This window comes from Vibrio jasicida CAIM 1864 = LMG 25398, assembly GCF_000400365.1.
Lineage (GTDB): Bacteria > Pseudomonadota > Gammaproteobacteria > Enterobacterales > Vibrionaceae > Vibrio > Vibrio jasicida.
Map to the genome: position 1 here is coordinate 122,100 of NZ_BAOG01000003.1, position 19,112 is coordinate 141,211.

Consider the following 19,112-nt stretch of genomic DNA (forward strand, 5'->3'; position numbering starts at 1 on the left):
GAGATCGAATGAGTAGGGTAAACATGGCCAGTATGATATTCGCTGGCCTAACCATTATGCCTTTCTCTGGCTCTTTATTGGCGGTTGAGTTAGCAGGACAGGTCAACATCGAGCATCGTCAGTTTTTCTCCGATGGTGCTCAGGGGCAGGGGAAAGGACAAGCTTCACTGGTTTTGCAGCCGGAGTTTTACTGGGACCTAAAAGATGGGGAAGCCAGTTTCACGTTCACTCCCTTTTATCGTTTAGACAGTATGGATGACGAGCGGACTCATGGTGATATTCGCGAAGCGTTGTATTTAACTTATTGGGATGACTACGAGCTACGTGTCGGCATCAGTAAAGTCTTCTGGGGTGTGACCGAGTCAGCACATCTGGTTGATGTCATAAACCAAGTCGATGCGGTAGAAGCCGTTGATGGTGAAGATAAACTCGGCCAACCTATGGTCCATTTTACGTCAGTCAAAGACTGGGGAGTGGTCGATGCCATGGTGTTGCCTTATTTTCGCGAACGAACATTTGCAGGCAAAGATGGACGTTTGAGGATTGATCCCGTTGTATCTGATGATGCGCTGTATGAATCTAGCCGAGAAGAAAAGCATGTGGATGTCGCTTTTCGGTACGCACAAATGTTTGGCGATTGGGATGTTGGCTTAAGCTATGTTTATGGAACAAACCGTGACCCGTATTTTCGGTTTGATCAAGGAGAGTTAAAACCTTACTACGCCCTAATGAGCCATGTTGGGCTGGATGTTCAAGGCATCGTGGGCGATTGGTTATGGAAGCTAGAGAGTGTCTACCGCGATAGCTTCGACAATCATGTCGGCGTCGTGACGGGTTTTGAATACACGATAGTAGGCGCTTTTGAGACAGTATGGGACGTAGGCATTATTGGTGAGTATCTCTATGATAGCCGTGGGAACAACGCGCAAAATATCGGTCAAAATGATGTCTTTGCAGGCATTCGTTTAGCGCTCAATGACGAAGACGGCACAGAAATCTTAACGGGTATAACGCAAGATCTCGACAACTCCGATGTGTACAACGCAAAACTTGAGGCTTCCAGCCGCATTTCAAATCATTTCAAGTGGCAAATCGATGCTTGGTTGTTTAAAAACGAAACGCCTACCGATCTGCTTTACTTCGCCAGAGACGATGACTTTGTCGAGCTATCTATTCAATACTATTTTTAGCATTGTCGACTGACCTAAAGTGTTTTCACTTGGGGACGAAACTGCAGTATTTATGCACAAAGCAGCAAGCCATAATCCTAGGGATTTACGTGCGAAGCTGCTTTTTTTGCGTTTTTGTGTTCTTTTTATTCAATAACCTCTTCTTTTCATAATTCAATTTGGCTTTGGTGGCGGGTTTGGCTACTATGTACAGCTATCAAAAAACCAATCACTCCCTTATGGATACTACCAATAGGTAGATGAGGAAACGATGCAACATCTAGAAGAGATCATTGCTAACGCGAGTGCAGCAATTGAAGCCGCAGAATCGCTAGTCGTACTTGATGAAGTGCGTGTTCAGTATCTAGGTAAAAAAGGTGAGCTAACTGCTCAACTTCAAAGCCTAGGTAAACTACCACCAGAAGAGCGCCGTGAAGCGGGTCAAGAGATCAATAAAGCGAAAGGCGTAGTTCAGCAAGCTATCGCAGCCCGTAAAGATGCACTACAACGTGCAGAGCTTGAAGCGAAGCTAGCAGCAGAAACGATTGACGTAACACTACCAGGTCGTCGTATCGAGAACGGTGGTCTACACCCAGTTACTCGTACTGTTGAGCGTATTGAAAAGTTCTTTGGTGAACTTGGCTTTAATACTGAGTCTGGTCCAGAAATCGAAGATGCATTCCACAACTTTGATGCACTAAACATTGCCGCTGATCACCCAGCGCGTACTGACCACGATACTTTCTTCTTCAACCCTGATTTGATGCTTCGTACTCACACGTCTGGCGTACAGATCCGTACAATGGAAAATGGCAAACCACCATTCCGTTTCATTGCACCGGGCCGTGTATACCGTAACGATTACGACCAAACGCACACGCCAATGTTCCACCAAGTGGAAGGCATGTTGGTTGATGAGAACGTGAACTTCGCTCAACTAAAAGGCATTCTGCACGACTTCCTATGTAACTTCTTTGAAGAAGAAGTAGAAGTTCGTTTCCGTCCATCTTATTTCCCATTTACAGAGCCTTCGGCTGAAGTAGACGTAATGGGTAAAAACGGCAAATGGCTTGAAGTTCTAGGTTGCGGTATGGTTCACCCGAACGTACTACGCAGCGTAGGCATCGACCCTGAAAAATACTCTGGTTTCGCATTCGGTATGGGTGTTGAGCGTCTAACAATGCTTCGTTACGGCGTAAACGACCTACGTGCGTTCTTCGAGAACGATCTTCGTTTCCTAAAACAGTTCAAGTAATCCAGGGGATAAATCACTATGAAATTCAGCGAATCATGGCTTCGTGAGTGGGTTAGTCCTTCGATTACCACTGACGAACTAACTCACCAAATTACAATGGCGGGTCTAGAAGTTGATGACGTGCTACCTGTAGCAGGTTCGTTCAACGGCGTTAAAGTTGGTCACGTTGTTGAATGTGGTCAACACCCAGATGCAGACAAACTGCGCGTAACTAAAGTTGACGTGGGTGAAGAAGAGCTTCTAGACATCGTTTGTGGCGCACACAACTGTCGCCAAGGTCTGAAAGTAGCAGTAGCAACCGTTGGTGCTGTTCTTCCAGGCGATTTCAAAATCAAAAAAGCGAAACTACGTGGTCAACCATCTCACGGCATGCTTTGTTCATTTACTGAACTAGGTATCGACGTTGAGTCAGACGGCATCATGGAACTGGCAGAAGACGCAGTAATCGGTACCGATTTCCGTGAATTCCTAGGTCTAGATGACGTAACAGTAGACGTAGACCTAACAGCTAACCGCGCTGACTGTTTCAGCATTCGTGGTCTAGCTCGTGAAGTTGGCGTACTAAACCGCGCTGACGTAACAGAGCCATCAGTAGAAGCAGTAGCGGCTTCAATCGAAGACAAAGTGTCTATCGAAGTGAAAGCGCCAGCTGCGTGTCCACGTTACCTAGGTCGTGTTGTTAAGAACGTAAACGTTCAAGCTGAAACGCCACTATGGATGCAAGAAAAACTGCGTCGTTGTGGTATCCGCTCTATCGACCCTGTAGTAGACATCACTAACTACGTTCTTCTAGAGCAAGGCCAACCAATGCACGCATTCGATCTAGCGAAGATCGAAGGTGGCATCGTAGTTCGTATGGCTGAGCAAGGTGAGAAGCTAACACTTCTTGACGGCAGCGAAGCAGAACTAAACGCAGATACACTAGTAGTAGCAGACCACAACAAAGCACTTGCAATCGCAGGTATCTTTGGTGGTGAAGAGTCTGGTGTAACAACTGAGACTAAAGACGTTCTACTAGAGTGTGCTTTCTTTGCACCTGACAACATCCGTGGTCGCGCACGTAGGTACGGTCTGCACACTGATTCTTCAATGCGTTTCGAGCGTGGTGTGGATTACGCACTACAAGTGAGCGCGATAGAGCGTGCAACTCAGCTTCTTGTTGAAATCTGTGGCGGTGAAGTAGCACCTGTTGTTGCTGTAGAGTCTGAAGCAGACCTACCTAAGCCAAACAAAGTTGCTCTACGTCGCACTAAACTAGACAACCTACTAGGTCACCACATTGCTGATGCTGACGTAGTAGAAATCCTAGAGCGTCTAGGTTTGACTGTTGAAGCTTCAGAAGAAGGTTGGATGGCAGTAGCGCCAACATGGCGTTTCGATATCGCTATCGAGCAAGACCTGATTGAAGAAGTTGGCCGTATTTACGGTTACGACAACATCCCTAACCAACACCCAGCAGCAGCGCTTAAGATGCACAACCACGTTGAAGCGGATCTTCCACTGAAACGCGTTCGTGATCTTCTTGTTGACCGCGGTTACCACGAAGCAATTACATACAGCTTCGTTGAGCCAGAGCAACAAAAGCTAGTTGTTCCAGGTGTTGAGCCGCTAATCCTGCCATTCCCAATTTCAGCGGATATGTCAGCGATGCGTCTTGGTCTTATCCAAGGTCTGCTGAACACGGTTGTTCACAACCAGAAACGTCAACAGCCACGCGTTCGTCTATTCGAATACGGCCTACGTTTCATCCCATGTGAATCTGCAGAAAACGGTATGCGCCAAGAGCCAATGCTTGCAGGTGTTATCGCTGGTACTCGTGGTGAAGAGCACTGGGATATCGAAACTAACACGGTTGATTTCTTCGATCTTAAGGGTGATCTAGAAGCGATTCTAGAGCTATCTGCGAACGAAAAAGCATACTCTTTCGCTGCACTGTCACCTGAAAGCAAAAAAGCTAACCCAGCACTTCATCCAGGTCAATCTGCGACAATCATCGTAGATGGCAAAGAAGTGGGCGTGATCGGTACAGTTCACCCTGAGCTTGAGCGTAAGTTCGGTCTAAACGGTCGTACTATCGTATTCGAAATCGAATGGTCTGCAATCAACAGCAAAGTGATCCCAGAAGCGGTAGCACTTTCTAAATTCCCTTCAAACCGTCGCGATATCGCGGTAGTCGTGGACGAAGCTGTTGCATCTGGTGACATCGTTAACGCTTGTCTAGAGCAAGGTGGCGAGTTCCTTAAAGATGCGAAACTGTTCGACGTTTACGTAGGTAAAGGTGTTGAAGAAGGTAAGAAGAGCCTAGCCATTGCTCTGACTCTACAGTCACTTGAGCGTACGCTTGAAGATGCAGATATCGCTGGTGCGGTTGACGCTATCGTTGCTCACGTTTCTGAGAAGTTTGGTGCGTCGCTACGTGACTAATCTTGCGTAACGCATCTTCTTAAGAAATGAAAACCCTGCCAGTTTGGCAGGGTTTTTTGTATTTTTGGAATAGGGAATAGGGAATAGGGAATAGGGAATAGGGAATAGCTAGAGCCAAATTGTCTCCACTTTGATCCTCTCATCTTCAAAGAAAATCTTATTCACACCAATCTTTTCACTTCGGTTGTATTCGTCAATACTGTGGTCAAAGCCGTAAGCGGTGGCGGGGGCCATATGTTGAGTCACACCTTGCTTCGTCACCGTTAGTGCATCATGACCATGCCCGCAAATTACATCTTGAACTCGATGCTTAGCCAAAAGCGCAAGTAAGCTCGCATCGTTCTCCAAACAAATCGCTTTCATCCAGTCTGAGCCGACAGGAATAATGGGATGGTGGACAACGACAATCGGGTTGGTTGCATGGCGAAGCTGCCGTTTAAAGCGGGCAACTCCACGGTTATCAACTCGGCCAGAGCCAAGAGGATGGTGTTCATCTAATGGTTTAGCGCTCGAATCTAAAAACAATACTTGTCGCCCATTAATTTCCGCTTTTTCAACAACATGAATGCTGCTATCACGAAATTCTTCTTTCATTAGGATGAAGTCATCATGGTTACCTGCAATGGCATAAACGTGTTTGTTTTGGATATGTTTATTTAAGAACGCAAGCAAAGCTTGATAGTCGCTAGCCCTAGGGTTGCAGCATAGGTCTCCAGTCAGTAGGAGAGTGTCGCAGGTTGTTTCATTTTGAGCCGTATTAAGGGCTTTGCGAAGGCGGTTAAAGCTGGATTCATCGCTTAAGTGGCAATCACTAATTTGGATAACGGTACGCACGATTATGAAATAGCCTGACATTCTGTTGAGTTATTTAGTGCAGTGTAACATTGTTAATCGCTGTGTGGTCCGCGAGCTTTGATGCCTTTATGTCAATGAAAGCGTAAACATTAACAGTAATGGTAGCGTGAGAATGCTAAAGAAGTTACCAAATAGCACCATAGAGGCGACGGTCATCGGCTCTATGTTCAATCGTTCAGCAAAAAGATAATTCATCACTGCTGGTGGCAACATTGTAAATAGCACCATCATTTGCAATTGCATGGTTGGAAGTGGGATAAGCCAATAAATTACCGCAAACGCGACCGCACCAGTTAACAACGACTGCACTGTACAAAGCAACCCTACTCTCAAACCACCAAGTCTTAAGTTACACATCTGAGCACCCAGAGAAAGCAGCATGACAGGGACAGCGGCTTGTCCAAGTAAAGCGGTCGCTTCGTAAAATGGTGGCCAAACGTTGAATCCAGAAAGGTTGATAATGAGTGCTAAAGAAGCAGAGATAAAAATAGGCATTTTAAACATTTGCTTCAATGGGTTGCCACTACTTAGAAGCATCACGCCCAAACTGATATGTAAACAGGCAGAAACCACAAACAACAATACTGCAGAAGGGAGAGCTAGCTCTCCAAAAGTATAGGTGAACAACGGAATTGCAAGGTTTCCGCTATTTCTAAACATATGTGGTGGTGCCCACGCTTTGAAAGAGAGTCCTGTTAACTTGGCTATGGGTAGCATGAGTAATCCAGGGACGATAACAGCAATAATTGCGGCCAGTAGGAGGGGGGCTTGCCCAATATCAAGAGGCATGCTGACCAAAGACGAAAAGACCAATGCAGGAGTAAACACATCCATGTTGATGCGATTGATCGGCCGAAAATCTGGTTTGATATAACGCCCGACTAAATAACCCGCACAAGCTAAAGCAAAAACAGGGAACAGAATACTGATGACTTGGTGAAACATTGGGCGCTCTGAACGGGAGTTATTTATTTGCAAACAGTACCAATGTTTCTCTATGTCGTCATTGTTATCTCATCAGAATATTGGCACCGTTCAAGCTTTCTTTTTATGGAAAAATCAGCAGTATCTGCATTAAAAGTAACTTGAATGGTACTGGTCAGATCTATATTGCTCATCACTCAAACCACTGAAAAATTGGAAAGTTTTTTGTCAATTGTTTGTAAAGTGACCAGTATCTGACATTTTTGTTAAATAGTGATTAATGTTGTTTTTTGTTTTCAAACTAGTAATTTGAACTGGATATTTTTCCTTGAAAAGAGAGAATTAAAGTAAAATCTCGAAATATTGGTGGGTAAAGTAGCTTCCTCTTCCAGTGAACGATATATTAGCAAAGAAAAAAGTTGGCGAAAATCATAAGCTTGGCATACACTTCCTGATGTAACCCCGATATGTTGTTGAATTGGTAGGGTAAAACTGCTCTGGCGCTACACATAAGGTAGCATTGTTTAACATAGCTTTGAGGAAAGTTTTATGGCGCTCACAAAAGCCGAACTTGCAGAAAACCTGTTTGATAAATTGGGATTTAGTAAACGGGACGCCAAGGAAACGGTGGAAGTGTTCTTTGAAGAGATTCGTAAGGCACTGGAAAGTGGCGAACAGGTAAAACTGTCAGGTTTTGGTAACTTCGATCTTCGTGATAAGAACGAACGACCTGGTCGTAACCCGAAAACTGGTGAAGATATTCCAATTACTGCTCGACGTGTCGTTACGTTCCGCCCGGGTCAGAAGTTGAAAGCTCGCGTAGAGAACTTAAAGGCAGACCAGTAAGCCATGTAACATGGATTGAGACCACGCTTTGTCGTGGTCTTTTTGTCTGTAGGTTTCGGTATTTACTAAAGAACAAATAAAAAAACCACCGCAATTTCGGTGGTTTTTTAGTATTAAGTACATCAGTTTATGTCAATTATGCCGCTTCTAAGTGTGTCGTTAGGTATGGATGCCATGCCTCTTGATACAAGTTTTTAGATTGCGTACGCATGTTTCTAATTGATGCCATTTCTAAGTCATTCAAATGGCGATCCTCCACTAGAGCTTGACGCTCTAATTTCTGAATCTGTTCATATAAGTCGTGTTCTGGACCGTTTTTTACATCCGCAATAGCTTTTAAATGCAGCTGCACTTCGGCAACGAGGTTGGTCTTAGGTAAACGAACTAAGAGGTTTAGGTCTCGATAACCGGAAGCTGTTGGTTTTTTAAAGCGGTTTTTCACTTTCACTATCGTTGTTTCACGCTCTAACGCTTCGTATACCGAAACCAAGCTTGCTACATCGTCAGCAACAATGGTTGCACGTGCTAAGTCAGTGATTCGGTTTACTTGACCGTCCAATTCGTGAACAATTTTCTCTTCGGCACGGTGCTGAGATTTAACGCCAGCAAAGTAAGGCTGAGCATCAGTAAGAAGGGCAGTACTTTTACAGATAGTCTCTAGCTCGAACTGCGCTTGGTGAGCTTTGCTGTAAAGTACGTCGAAATCTGAATAAGGCTGAGTTGGTTTGGAGTCGATTGACTGAATACCATACAAACCACTAAGGCTATGTTTGAACAATTTTGAACAAACTTCGTTTTGACTAGCTGAACGATCTTGTTCGTTATTTGTGACATTTGGAAGTGCGGCGAACGCCGGCGCACGGCTTAGTACTAGAAGCATCAATGCTGTAGTACGTAGAAATAAGCTCATTCACTCTCCTTAACTTGCTTGCACTTAGAAAATGGGTAACGAAAAGGTCACTAAGATTCGCAAATCAGGTACTACCTATTTAATGGGGGCTCTGTGAAAGATTCCAAGGCTGAGTTTTAACCTAATAGTAGAATCGTGTTCCAGATCACCATTTCGCTTGCCTTTATTCTGACAACCAGAAAAAGGAAGGGTTCATTCTTGAACGATAGCTATTCTACCAATGCTGTATTAACCAAAGATGAACAACATAGACAAATTTGAAAAAATCATTAGTCTTAGCCCACAAAGTAGCGTTAATGCTCATTGTATTTATCAGCCGACAAGTAGAAGTAAAATGAGAGATCAAGAATTTTGGCACAACAAATGGGCGAGTAACCAAATCGGTTTTCACCTAGATGATGTAAACCCACTATTGCCAGTATTTTGGCAACGCACCAACCCAAAACGTGAAGACATAGTGTTGGCTCCTCTGTGTGGTAAGTCTGAAGACCTAATTTGGCTTGCGACGAAACATGACGAGGTTCAAGGTGTTGAGCTAAGCCAAATTGCGGTAAGAGCATTTTTTGCTGAGCATTTCTATACCCCGACCGTTACGTCGATTAACGGCATGCATGAGCTGTATCAGTTCGACGAGCTGTCCATTTATACAGGTGACTTTTTTACTGCGCCAGTTTCTAAAGCCGATATCATTTATGATCGTGCAGCCTTGGTTGCATTGCCTCAAGAGATGCGAGAAGAATACGTAGTTCGTCTTAAGCAACTGTTGAACCCTGGCGGACGTATTTTACTTGTGACTCTTAACTACCCACAGGATGAGATGTCAGGACCTCCATTTAGCGTGCCAGTCGAAGAGATTGAACAGTTGTTTGCGGGTGATAAGGTAACTTGTTTGAATGTCGACCAAGCCGACGAAAACCATCCGAAAATTGCGAAGAAAGGTCTAAGTCGCTTCTCTGAAGAAGTGTACTTAATAGAGAGCGAATAAAGGGCTTTCGAACCCACAGAAAGAAAAAGCGCAGCCAAATTGAGCTGCGCTTTTGTATATATTGAGCTGATTAACGAAATCAGTAAACGATCTTTACTTTAGATGCGCTGTTCACTGCATCTTCAATCGAATCTTCAATCGTTTTACGGCGAGTTAAAACGACACCTAAGCGACGGCGACCGTCGATTTCTGGCTTACCAAACAAGCGAACTTGTGTTTGTGGTTGAGCCAGTGCTTTTGCAATATTATCAAAGCGGATATCGGTGGAGGTGCCTTGCCCAAGAATGACTGCTGATGCTGAAGGACCATACTGAACGATGCTGTTAATCGGCATACCAGTAAACGCGCGAACATGAAGTGCAAACTCAGACATTTCTTGAGAAATCATGGTTACCATGCCAGTGTCGTGTGGGCGAGGGGAAACTTCATTAAAAATAACCTTATCGCCTTTAACAAATAGCTCTACACCAAAGAGGCCGTAGCCACCTAGTGCATTAACGACTTTCTCTGCTGTGTATTCAGCCGCTTTGATGGCGTTGTCTGACATTGCTTGTGGCTGCCATGATTCACGGTAATCACCATCCTCTTGGCGATGCCCGATCGGAGCACAGAAATGCACTCCGTCAGCTGCGCGCACGGTTAACAGTGTGATTTCGTAATCGAAGTCAATAAAACCTTCAACAATCACACGTCCAGCGCCTGTACGCCCACCTTCTTGTGCATAATCCCACGCGGTTTGAACATCTTCTTCTGATTTGATAACGCTTTGACCTTTACCTGAAGAGCTCATCACTGGCTTCACAACACATGGGATACCAACATGTTCTACTGCCGCTTTAAAGTCCTCAAAGCTATCAGCAAACTGATAAGGGGAAGTGTTTAGCGCCAACTCTTCAGCAGCAAGGCGGCGAATGCCTTCACGGTTCATTGTTAACTTAGTTGCTTTCGCTGTAGGAACAACATTCAAGCCTTTCTCTTCTAATTCGACTAATTTGTCGGTCGCGATAGCTTCAATTTCAGGAACCACGTAAGCAGGTTGCTCTTTGTTGATGATCTCTTCCAGTGTCTGACCATCAAGCATGTCGATGACGTAGCTACGATGCGCCACTTGCATCGCTGGAGCATCGGCATAACGGTCGCATGCGATTACTTCCAAACCAAGACGTTGGCATTCAATTGCCACTTCTTTACCAAGCTCGCCAGAGCCCAAAAGTAATACACGGGTAGCATGAGTGCTAGTAGCAGTACCGAACATAGTGTTCCCTTACAAAATAAAGTGATGAAACAGAAATTGCAGAGGATCATACTGATTTTTACGGATGAAGCAAACGTTTGCGCATGGTTTTTGATAATAAAAAAGGCCCTACTTCAAGTAGAGCCTATCTCTTAAGCATCGTATGAATTAAACGTTCACAAAACTCACTGGAATATCAGGATTTAGTGCTTCTAGCGTTGATTGAGTATCAGCTAGGTGACTGATCTTGCCTTGTGAGTTTTCAACCAAGGCTGCTGCTTTGATGTCTTCAAGCTGCTCACCCGACATCAAGATCTGAATCAGAGCAACTTGAAGTGGAGGAAGGCTAGGGTTGAACGCTGCATTCTCTGCATACGCGCCTTGGAATACGCGACCGCTGTTCATCTCAAGCGCAATACCGCTTAAGTTGTTAGTGTATGGCGCGTGGCTGATGTTCATCGCATTGACGGCTTTTTGGATTAAAGCATCGTCTTCATCACAAACAAACTCGTGCTTCACCTCAGCCATAAGACCTGACTCAATGCCTAGATCCGCTGGACCAAACGCTTCAGGAAGGTAGTGATGAAGTGACTTTTCTTCACGTTCTGGTAATTGGATCTTCAGTTCTTTCGCGGTGCTTAGTTCATTCATGAACTGACGGCAGTGACCACAAGGGCTGTAGTTGATGGTAATGTCTTTTACGCCATGTTCGCCTTTCATCCAAGCGTGGCTAATCGCGCACTGCTCAGCATGAACGGTTTGACCTAGTTGAACACCGAAAAATTCCATGTTCGCGCCAAAATAAAGACGACCTGATAGGCCGCGAACAATCGCACCTACATAAAACTCAGAAATCGGAGCGTAAGAAAACGCTGCGGCAAAAGGAAGTAGAGCAACACGAAGCTCTTTGTCTGAAAGGTTGGTAGCGTTCAGCAGCTCATCAAACTGTTGCTCAGAAATAGTGGCATCAAAATCGTCAGCGAGAACGATAGGAGCAAGATGTGTTGAAAGTGCTTCAGGAGCGCTTGCTAGCGCCTGTTCAATGCGACTTTTCATGTCGAATCCTTGTTATTGCATGGACAGTTATTCTATGCGAAAGATGGAAATGTTCTGTGCTTTAGATCACGTTAATGTCTGTAATGATAATTTACGTTACATAGTTAGAGTGAGCTCACACATGTATTCGATTGCACAGAGGCTTAACGTTATCTCTGTCCCATAAATAACTATATCAACTCAGATTCATACTGCGAATTTTTTGGAAAGGAGTTAAAGCCTGCTCAGTCTATTTACGTCAAGAAAGAGCAGGCTTTGGCATTTATCTTTATTGGTATAACCAAACGGCTAAAGCAAAGAAGCTTGGCGCAAGTATCGATGTGATAATACCGCACAACACGAGTGCGAGTGATGAAAAGGCAGCATCACCGGGTTGTTTCTCTGCGCAAGTTGCCGTACCAAGCGCGTGGGAAACAGTACCCATTGTTAATCCGCGCGCAATAGGGTGTTTGATGCCGATAAGATTGAAGATTGGATACGCCAAAATCGCACCGAATAAGCCAACAATAAGCACAAGAATGGCGGCAACAGCGGCTTCACCACCTAAGTGGCTAGAGATTTCCATCGCGATAGGGGTAGTTACCGATTTGCCTACTAAGCTTGCAATGAGACTGATGTCTGCTTTGAATGCAACGGCAATCAGTGTCGCTGTTAGCATCGACATCACGCTGCCTAAAGAACAAGCCAGCGCGATAATGCGCCAATTGGCTTTGATTTGAGGCAGTTGCTCATAGAGCGGATACGCTAGCGCAACAACAGCGGGTTGGAGTAAGAAACTGATGTACTCGTTATCGGCATAGTAAGTCTCGAACGGTACCTTCAAAAAGGTAAGCAATGGAATTAACACAGCAATACTGATCAGTAGCGGATTCGCGATAGGATTATTGACCTTAATGGCGATTTGACGTGCTGCGAGGAAAACAACAATAGTGACAATTAACCACATATTAATGCTTCTCCTTTAGCAAGTAATCTAAGAACCATGCCAAACTGACCAGTACAATCAGTGAGCCGCCAACTGCACTCGCAATAATAGGGAGCGCGTTTGCCAACAACATATCAAAGTGTTGCATCAAACCAACACTGATTGGGACGAACAATAAGATCATGTAACGAATAAAAAGCGTTGCTCCTGGCTTTACCCATTCAACTTTAACTAAGCCAAGGGTCATAGAGAAAAACAGCACAAGCATGCCAAGAACACTTCCGGGAACGGAGATGCCAGCGAATTTTTGAATTGTGTTGCCGATACCAAGTGCTCCCATAATAAGTGCGAGGGAAATAAGCAAATGGATCAGCTGTAGTAATCGGTCTTTAATCATTTTGACAGCATATAAAACAACAAACACACCCGAAGGTGCGTTTGAACAAGGTAAGAAATTAGGAGGCTAGGCTCTCTACGTAACGATAGACAGATTTTAATAGTGCTATCTTCTTTTCGTCACTTTCATGTTCGTGAACTAAGTTTTCTAAATTCAGCATGTACTCTTCAATTTGGCTTTCGAAAACTTCACGACAGTGTTGTGCCCAACGTCTTTGTTCTTGTTCATCCAGTGTGCCAGCGTAGTGACGGGCACGGTAACGGAACAACAGTGGTTTAATTCGTTTATCGTCGAATTCGATATCAAGCGCTGCGAGGTTGTTTGGATCCGTTTCTCGGATGATATCCATTGCTGCTCGATCGGCTGGGGAGAAAAATCCATCGTACAGCTGCGTATCAACGTCATCGCTCTTTTCGAATTCACGCTCAATAGAGAATAGACTAATAAGTTTGTCTCGGATCTCTGGATGCTGACGAAGTAAAGCAAGATTGCTTAAGCATTTTTGGCGATCAATACCAATCAACTCTGCGTTTTCGGCTGTCAAAGTCTTTGCAGGAGCAAGAATAGGGCACTTATTCAAATGCACCAGTTTGACAGGAACAGGAAGCAAGTCTCCTAATTCATCGCGTTTGGTGTACAAGCGTTCTTTTAGCTCTTCTGCCGAAAGGTCGAGGATCGGCTGAGGATCTTTTGCCAAGTCGATCGTGATAACGGCGTTGTTGTTTGTTGGATGCCAAGCGACAGGTACGATCCAGCTTGTATACTGGCATTCACGTCCTAACATGCCAGAAACGTGCATTAACGGTGTCATGTTGACGATATCAACAAGGTCGTTCAGCTTGCGTTTGTTACGCATAGAGAAAAAGTAATCAAACAGCTTTGGTTGTGCCGCTTTGACTTTCTTCGCCATTTCGATGGTCGCGATGACGTCGGCCATCGCATCATGGGCGTTACTGTGCTCGATACCGTTGGCTACCGACAAGTGCTCCAATTTAAAGCTGGTAAAGCCTTCATCATTTTCTGGCCATTCCACGCCTTCTGGCCGAAGCGCATGACATGCGCGCATTACGTCCAACAAATCCCAACGTGAGTTGCCGTTTTGCCAGCTCCATGCGTAAGGGTCGATAAAGTTACGATAACAGGTGTAGCGTGTTACTTCATCATCGAAACGAATACTGTTATATCCAAGGCTAGTGGTCTTTGACTTCGAAAGCTCTGCGTGAATTTTTGCAATAAATTCTGGCTCGGGTAAGCCTTCTTGCATTGCTTTTTGCGGCGTGATACCGGTAATCAAAGCTGCTTCGGGAGAAGGGAGGTAATCAGCAGGTGGTCGGCAATACATGACTAATGGTTCGCCGATGATATTGAAGTTTTCATCTGTACGAACACCAGCGAATTGGCTCGGACGATCTTTGGCTGGACTTGTACCCCAAGTCTCGTAGTCAAAGAAGAAAAAAGTGGGCTGATTATCTTGGTGCATTCTGCTTACCGTTTACGGAACCGATGGGAGTATTAGACCATTCAACGCCTTGACTCGCAACGAAAGATGCAAGGTGAAGTTGTGAAAATGAAAAAGAGGTCGTATAAGCATCAGCTCGATAATTTATGTCTGGTTAGCGTGTAAGCAGTAAGGCATTTCTTTATCGAATAACTGGCGCTATTTGAGCGCTGTGTATTTTCCTAACCAAAATCCAATGTCATTAATAATCGGGTTTCGTTAGACATAATGTTCGGTGAGCGGTGTACCAAGCCCGTATGCTCATTACCTATCCAGCGTCCACCCTTAAGAAGGGCAACATCACCACAAGCAAGTTGCTGTATATCAGACTCTACGTCATATAAGCCCGACTCTGAATCTGGCAATCCGTTACTCCCGCGCCCCAATTTAGAGCGATCGACAGTACTATTTTGAAGCCATTGCGTGCCGCTACCAAAATAGCTCGTAACCAATCGGCAAGGTACTTGGTCAACGTGAAAGCGGGGACACATTGCGCTATTAAGCGTTGCGAGGCGTAATCCTGCATCTTTTAGTTCAAACAAATAGCAGAACATATCAACCAACTCAGCAATATTTCTTAGTAGCACTTCTGGCGCTTTTCCGTCAGTTGCGAATTGCAACGTTTCTAAAGCATTTTCTGGGGAGACGCTCAACGACTTACCAAAGTTGGGGTTTGATGTAACAAACACTTTGCTTGCATCAATAAGTTGTTGATCAAATTGACGCTGCCAAATCGCGATATTTATGTCTTCTTGATAAATGTCTGCCAGCACCGTCGGTTCTTTCCGTGCACTGAAACATGCAGTTTTGTGTGTGTTTCCCAAGGCTTCAGTTGTAATGGACTCGGTTAAAGTTGAAGTCATGATATAACCTCCGATGTTATTCGTATGCGGCTTTAGTTTGTTGAAATGTTATATCATAACAAATATGGCTAACAAACCTATTTGCCGTAAATCTTATTTAGACTCTAGTAAGTCTTTGAAAGAGGTTAGGGAGATTCGCCATGGTTTTATTTTAGCGAGTCTGAAAACCAAAAAAGCCGACGGGAAAACCATCGGCTTGATTATTTGAGTGGTTGAAACAGTGAGTGATCTACGCTTTTTGTTCTTCCAATCGTGTCTCTTTTTCAGAAGACTTCAATAGTCGACTAGTAATCGTACCTGCTGTCATCGCGCCAGAAACATTAAGTGCAGTACGTGCCATATCAATTAGTGGTTCGATAGAGATAAGTAACGCGGCAATCGTTACTGGCAATCCCATTGCAGGGAGTACGATAAGTGCAGCAAACGTTGCGCCGCCGCCGACACCGGCAATGCCAAATGAGCTGATGGTGATAATCGCAATCAATGACAGAATGAAGTTAATTTCTAAAGGGTCAATGCCTACTGTCGGGGCAACCATAACTGCTAACATCGCAGGGTAGATACCAGCACAACCATTCTGACCTATTGTTGCGCCAAACGATGCCGAGAGGTTAGCAATTGCAGGTGGCACATTAAGCTTAGTGATTTGCGCTTCAACGTTCAGTGGAATCGTTGCCGCTGAACTGCGTGATGTAAATGCGAAAGTTAGTACTGGCCAAATCTTCTTAAAGTACTCTGTTGGGCTCACACCAACGAAAGACACTAGCAGTCCGTGTACAAGGAACATAAGCAAAATAGCAACGTACGATGCTACGATGAAACCCAACAAGTTAAAGATGTCACCAGCACTTGAGGTTGCGACCACTTTTGCCATTAATGCCGCGATACCGTAAGGCGTTAATGCCATGATCATCTTAACTAAACGCATCACGATAGACTGAGCGGCTTCAACGAAAGTACGAATAGGAGATTCCAATTCTTCTTTTTCTGCCATGACTTTTCGTGCGGCGATACCTACCAAAACACCAAAAATAACCACAGCAATGATAGAGGTCGAGCGTGATCCCGTTAGGTCAGCGAATGGGTTGGTTGGAATAAAGCTAATCAGCATTTGGGGAATAGTCAGGTCACTCACACTGCCTGCTCGGCTCTCTAATACAGCAATACGAGCGGTTTCGCGCGCACCCTCGGTCAAGCCCTCTACTGACAAGCCAAACGTTGAGGTGACAACAATACCGATAAGTGCAGCAATCGCGGTAGTTACTAATAAAACAGAAATCGTTAGGCCAGATATTTTGCCCAGTGAGCCGCCTTTCTCCAATTTGACTACCGCAGCAATCATAGAGACAAGTACTAATGGCATTATCACCATCTTCAACAGGCCAACATAACCACTGCCAACGATGCCAACCCACTCAAGCGTTTGAGCAATCACAGCGCTGCCCTCACCATGAATCAGTTGTAGAGCAAGACCGAAAAGTGAACCGGTAACCAGTCCGACCAAAACAAGACGAGATAGGGTGTTCTGTTTTTGTTGCTGGCTAAAAAGTAAGAATAGTATGGCGACAAACACCGCCAGAGAGGCAACCACTGAGAAATTCATAATTTGACCTTATCAATCAGCGCTAAATGCTGACTGTTTTTTTATATAGAGCTATAAACTGATGGCGTAAGATAACGCTCGGGATATAACTTTAAAAATGAAAAACAGGTATTAGATAGATCTAAAATGAATATAAATACGCGACGCACTTCTCGTTAATCATTGATTTAGAGCGAATTCCAACCAGATGTCTAATCGTAGTGCTTTATGAGGTCGAGCATTTCTCTCCGATGCAAAAAAACGATAGGGTCTTGTTGATAGCTGAAAACTTGGTAAATCATCGCTTTGGCTACATCTTGGGCATGAATTGGCACAAAGTTAGCCAAATTACCCAGCATAAGTGGCCTTATGACTTTGAAAAGCGTTTGAATGAGCTTTTCATCAGTTCGAGGGTTTTCACGTTGACCGACTAAGGGGCCAGGTCTTGCAAACACCACTTCATCAAAGCCCATTTTCTCGATGTTTTTTTCCATGTGGCCCTTACAAGCAAGATAGTGGGATGATGAAGAGGCTTTTGCACCTAAGCTGGAAACCACAGCTAGGCGTTTCACACCGATCATCTTCATTTGTTGCGCGACTTTACACACCAATTCCACATCGATTCTGCGCAAAGCATCTTTACTGCCTGCTTGTTTTAGCGTCGTTCCTAAGCAAATAAAGCCGACGTTTGGGGTAGGTTGTTGTTCGTCCCAGTCATGAATGGTTAACTCAGCATCTAAGATGGAAATAATCTTGTTGTCAGGATCGGCGACATCAGTCAACGATTTTCGAGAAAGGGAGTAGAGCGAATCAATACTTGGTTGTGAAACCAATTTATTGATGACAGCTTTGCCGACAAGCCCCGTCGCACCAGCAATGATGACGCATGCGTTCGTGTTGTTACTCATTGTCTTCTTCCTCATAGAGAACAAATGCTTACGCTATTGTAGCTGATTTACCTGAACAAGCATTAGGCATGAATACAATGTTTGATATTTAACTTGTTTGTTTTGTCTTTTCAAAAACAAAAAGACCCGCGGGACAAACGGGTCTTTTTTATTAGGAGAATGATAAGGGTATGGATCGCCGAGGTTGGCGGGTTGGGTTAGGCTTGCCTCTCTTAGCGGGGCGACGACTTTGATTGGCAAACATAATTTCTCGCTTTTTTGTTAGGGACGATTTCCTTAAAGCATCACACGTGCCAACTTTCAAAATACAGACGATGAGGCAATCAGCTCTCGCTTCATTTACGCCTATTTTTTGTTGGGTGATCTATTGGATAAATTTTATTTATCAATACCTTAAGTTGTTTGGTTGGACTGATTTTGACCATCGGACGTTATCAATTAGAGCGCTGAAAAATAAATGACTGAGACTGAGTTGGTTTAAGTTGAATGCTTTCCTTAGTGGAACAAGCTTGTTGAAATAACATTTTTATCAATATGACAGTCGAAATGACAACAATGCCAGTCAAAAAGAGAAAATTAGGTGAAATTGCACACAAGAGGCGTACACTTGTTGTCTTTAAAAAACGAGCCATTGGCTCATTCGAGACTTTTCAGACCAAGGACGTCGTATGAACATAGATCTCAGTACGCTTGCGCCAACGCAGGTGTACCATTTGATGACTCAAACTGTCATTCCTCGCCCAATCGCTTGGGTGCTCACAGACTCAGGTGAGAAAAACTTCAATCTCGCTCCATTCTCCTACTTTACTGCAGTCTCCAGCCACCCACCTTTATTGATGATTTCTGTGGGGAAAAAGCCCAATGGTGACATCAAAGACACCACGCGAAATGCATTAGAGACAGGTAAGTTGGTTATCCATATTGCACCCAGCGATCTCGCGGATAAAGTCACTTTATCTTCTGCCACATTAGAACATGGGGAATCTGAACTGGAGACGACTCAACTTGAGACGGTTGATTTCCAAGGTTTCGAATTACCACGCTTAGAGGGCGCGCCAATTGCATTCGGCTGTAAGTTGCATGAAGTGATAGAGATGGGGGAGACACCACAAAGTTTGATCTTTGCAGAAATTGAACTCATTTATGTCGATGAACGGGTCATATCCATGGAAGGTGATCGTTTAAAAGTCGACGCTCTTGCGGTTGACCCATTAGCAAGGCTTGGTGGAAATGAGTACGCCACGTTAGAAAAAACTTTTTCTGTCGCTCGTCCAAAATAAA

General features: G+C 44.4%; 17 protein-coding genes. 6 read left to right on the plus strand and 11 right to left on the minus strand.

Going from position 1 to position 19,112, the window contains the following annotated elements; all coding sequences use genetic code 11:
* Positions 1 to 23 precede the first annotated feature (23 nt).
* From VJL_RS00640 to pheT, 3 genes are all read left to right on the plus strand, one after another.
* Positions 24 to 1,190: a hypothetical protein gene (locus VJL_RS00640; protein ID WP_105068187.1), complete on the plus strand. Its 1,167-nt coding sequence runs from the start codon at positions 24 to 26 to the stop codon at positions 1,188 to 1,190.
* 250 nt (positions 1,191 to 1,440) lie between these two features.
* A complete protein-coding gene (gene pheS, locus VJL_RS00645; RefSeq protein WP_038868637.1) occupies positions 1,441 to 2,424 on the plus strand; it encodes a phenylalanine--tRNA ligase subunit alpha in 984 nt (327 codons plus the stop codon).
* An 18-nt stretch (positions 2,425 to 2,442) separates the two neighbouring features.
* On the plus strand, positions 2,443 to 4,848 hold the full coding sequence (pheT, locus tag VJL_RS00650) for a phenylalanine--tRNA ligase subunit beta (protein WP_038874727.1): 2,406 nt from the start codon (positions 2,443 to 2,445) through the stop codon (positions 4,846 to 4,848).
* A 108-nt stretch (positions 4,849 to 4,956) separates the two neighbouring features.
* On the opposite strand, the gene VJL_RS00655 is transcribed toward pheT, so the two are convergent.
* Together VJL_RS00655 and VJL_RS00660 are read right to left on the minus strand one after the other, a co-directional pair.
* Positions 4,957 to 5,682 (minus strand): metallophosphoesterase family protein, encoded by a 726-nt coding sequence (locus tag VJL_RS00655; protein WP_038875075.1) that lies wholly within the window; start codon positions 5,680 to 5,682, stop codon positions 4,957 to 4,959.
* An 87-nt stretch (positions 5,683 to 5,769) separates the two neighbouring features.
* A complete protein-coding gene (locus tag VJL_RS00660; protein ID WP_038868634.1) occupies positions 5,770 to 6,648 on the minus strand; it encodes an AEC family transporter in 879 nt (292 codons plus the stop codon).
* Positions 6,649 to 7,176: 528 nt separating this feature from the next.
* Between VJL_RS00660 and ihfA the strand changes: the two genes are divergently transcribed.
* Positions 7,177 to 7,473 carry an integration host factor subunit alpha gene (ihfA, locus tag VJL_RS00665; protein ID WP_005427969.1) on the plus strand — a complete coding sequence of 99 codons (297 nt, stop codon included), beginning with the start codon at positions 7,177 to 7,179 and terminating at the stop codon, positions 7,471 to 7,473.
* A gap of 136 nt (positions 7,474 to 7,609) precedes the next feature.
* On the opposite strand, the gene VJL_RS00670 is transcribed toward ihfA, so the two are convergent.
* On the minus strand, positions 7,610 to 8,383 hold the full coding sequence (locus VJL_RS00670) for a RelA/SpoT domain-containing protein (protein WP_038868633.1): 774 nt from the start codon (positions 8,381 to 8,383) through the stop codon (positions 7,610 to 7,612).
* Between the two features lie 334 nt (positions 8,384 to 8,717).
* Here VJL_RS00670 and VJL_RS00675 point away from each other — a divergent pair, with 334 nt between their 5' ends.
* Positions 8,718 to 9,368, plus strand: a complete 651-nt coding sequence (locus VJL_RS00675; protein ID WP_038874729.1) for a thiopurine S-methyltransferase — start codon at positions 8,718 to 8,720, stop codon at positions 9,366 to 9,368.
* Positions 9,369 to 9,447: 79 nt separating this feature from the next.
* Here the strand turns inward: VJL_RS00675 and purT are convergent, their stop codons facing one another.
* The 8 genes from purT to VJL_RS00715 form a co-directional block, all read right to left on the minus strand.
* Positions 9,448 to 10,623 (minus strand): formate-dependent phosphoribosylglycinamide formyltransferase, encoded by a 1,176-nt coding sequence (purT, locus tag VJL_RS00680; protein ID WP_038874732.1) that lies wholly within the window; start codon positions 10,621 to 10,623, stop codon positions 9,448 to 9,450.
* Positions 10,624 to 10,770: 147 nt separating this feature from the next.
* A complete protein-coding gene (cdd, locus tag VJL_RS00685; protein ID WP_038874734.1) occupies positions 10,771 to 11,658 on the minus strand; it encodes a cytidine deaminase in 888 nt (295 codons plus the stop codon).
* A gap of 268 nt (positions 11,659 to 11,926) precedes the next feature.
* Positions 11,927 to 12,604 (minus strand): LrgB family protein, encoded by a 678-nt coding sequence (locus VJL_RS00690; protein ID WP_038874735.1) that lies wholly within the window; start codon positions 12,602 to 12,604, stop codon positions 11,927 to 11,929.
* Position 12,605: 1 nt separating this feature from the next.
* Positions 12,606 to 12,980, minus strand: coding sequence for a CidA/LrgA family protein (locus VJL_RS00695; protein ID WP_038868628.1), 375 nt, complete (start codon positions 12,978 to 12,980; stop codon positions 12,606 to 12,608).
* A 58-nt stretch (positions 12,981 to 13,038) separates the two neighbouring features.
* The gene (gene sbcB / locus VJL_RS00700) at positions 13,039 to 14,460 is read right to left on the minus strand and encodes an exodeoxyribonuclease I (protein WP_038874738.1); all 1,422 of its coding nucleotides are present in this window, start codon (positions 14,458 to 14,460) and stop codon (positions 13,039 to 13,041) included.
* A gap of 200 nt (positions 14,461 to 14,660) precedes the next feature.
* A complete protein-coding gene (locus tag VJL_RS00705) occupies positions 14,661 to 15,341 on the minus strand; it encodes a DUF1826 domain-containing protein (RefSeq protein ID WP_038874741.1) in 681 nt (226 codons plus the stop codon).
* Positions 15,342 to 15,570: 229 nt separating this feature from the next.
* The gene (locus VJL_RS00710; RefSeq protein WP_038868624.1) at positions 15,571 to 16,944 is read right to left on the minus strand and encodes an L-cystine transporter; all 1,374 of its coding nucleotides are present in this window, start codon (positions 16,942 to 16,944) and stop codon (positions 15,571 to 15,573) included.
* 191 nt (positions 16,945 to 17,135) lie between these two features.
* Positions 17,136 to 17,831 (minus strand): NAD(P)H-binding protein, encoded by a 696-nt coding sequence (locus VJL_RS00715; RefSeq protein WP_038874743.1) that lies wholly within the window; start codon positions 17,829 to 17,831, stop codon positions 17,136 to 17,138.
* Positions 17,832 to 18,499: 668 nt separating this feature from the next.
* Here VJL_RS00715 and VJL_RS00720 point away from each other — a divergent pair.
* Complete coding sequence (locus tag VJL_RS00720; RefSeq protein WP_038874746.1) at positions 18,500 to 19,111, plus strand: flavin reductase family protein; 612 nt, start codon at positions 18,500 to 18,502, stop codon at positions 19,109 to 19,111.
* The last annotated feature ends 1 nt before the right edge of the window (position 19,112 follow it).

Excerpts from the sequence above, each read along its gene's own strand:
- VJL_RS00640 (WP_105068187.1), top strand. The coding sequence starts at position 24 with ATGGCCAGTATGATATTCGCTGGCCTAACCATTATGCCTTTCTCTGGC.
- pheS (WP_038868637.1), top strand. The coding sequence starts at position 1,441 with ATGCAACATCTAGAAGAGATCATTGCTAACGCGAGTGCAGCAATTGAA.
- pheT (WP_038874727.1), top strand. The coding sequence starts at position 2,443 with ATGAAATTCAGCGAATCATGGCTTCGTGAGTGGGTTAGTCCTTCGATT.
- VJL_RS00660 (WP_038868634.1), bottom strand. The coding sequence starts at position 6,648 with ATGTTTCACCAAGTCATCAGTATTCTGTTCCCTGTTTTTGCTTTAGCT.
- ihfA (WP_005427969.1), top strand. The coding sequence starts at position 7,177 with ATGGCGCTCACAAAAGCCGAACTTGCAGAAAACCTGTTTGATAAATTG.
- VJL_RS00670 (WP_038868633.1), bottom strand. The coding sequence starts at position 8,383 with ATGAGCTTATTTCTACGTACTACAGCATTGATGCTTCTAGTACTAAGC.
- VJL_RS00675 (WP_038874729.1), top strand. The coding sequence starts at position 8,718 with ATGAGAGATCAAGAATTTTGGCACAACAAATGGGCGAGTAACCAAATC.
- purT (WP_038874732.1), bottom strand. The coding sequence starts at position 10,623 with ATGTTCGGTACTGCTACTAGCACTCATGCTACCCGTGTATTACTTTTG.
- cdd (WP_038874734.1), bottom strand. The coding sequence starts at position 11,658 with ATGAAAAGTCGCATTGAACAGGCGCTAGCAAGCGCTCCTGAAGCACTT.
- VJL_RS00690 (WP_038874735.1), bottom strand. The coding sequence starts at position 12,604 with ATGTGGTTAATTGTCACTATTGTTGTTTTCCTCGCAGCACGTCAAATC.
- VJL_RS00695 (WP_038868628.1), bottom strand. The coding sequence starts at position 12,980 with ATGATTAAAGACCGATTACTACAGCTGATCCATTTGCTTATTTCCCTC.
- sbcB (WP_038874738.1), bottom strand. The coding sequence starts at position 14,460 with ATGCACCAAGATAATCAGCCCACTTTTTTCTTCTTTGACTACGAGACT.
- VJL_RS00705 (WP_038874741.1), bottom strand. The coding sequence starts at position 15,341 with ATGACTTCAACTTTAACCGAGTCCATTACAACTGAAGCCTTGGGAAAC.
- VJL_RS00710 (WP_038868624.1), bottom strand. The coding sequence starts at position 16,944 with ATGAATTTCTCAGTGGTTGCCTCTCTGGCGGTGTTTGTCGCCATACTA.
- VJL_RS00715 (WP_038874743.1), bottom strand. The coding sequence starts at position 17,831 with ATGAGTAACAACACGAACGCATGCGTCATCATTGCTGGTGCGACGGGG.
- VJL_RS00720 (WP_038874746.1), top strand. The coding sequence starts at position 18,500 with ATGAACATAGATCTCAGTACGCTTGCGCCAACGCAGGTGTACCATTTG.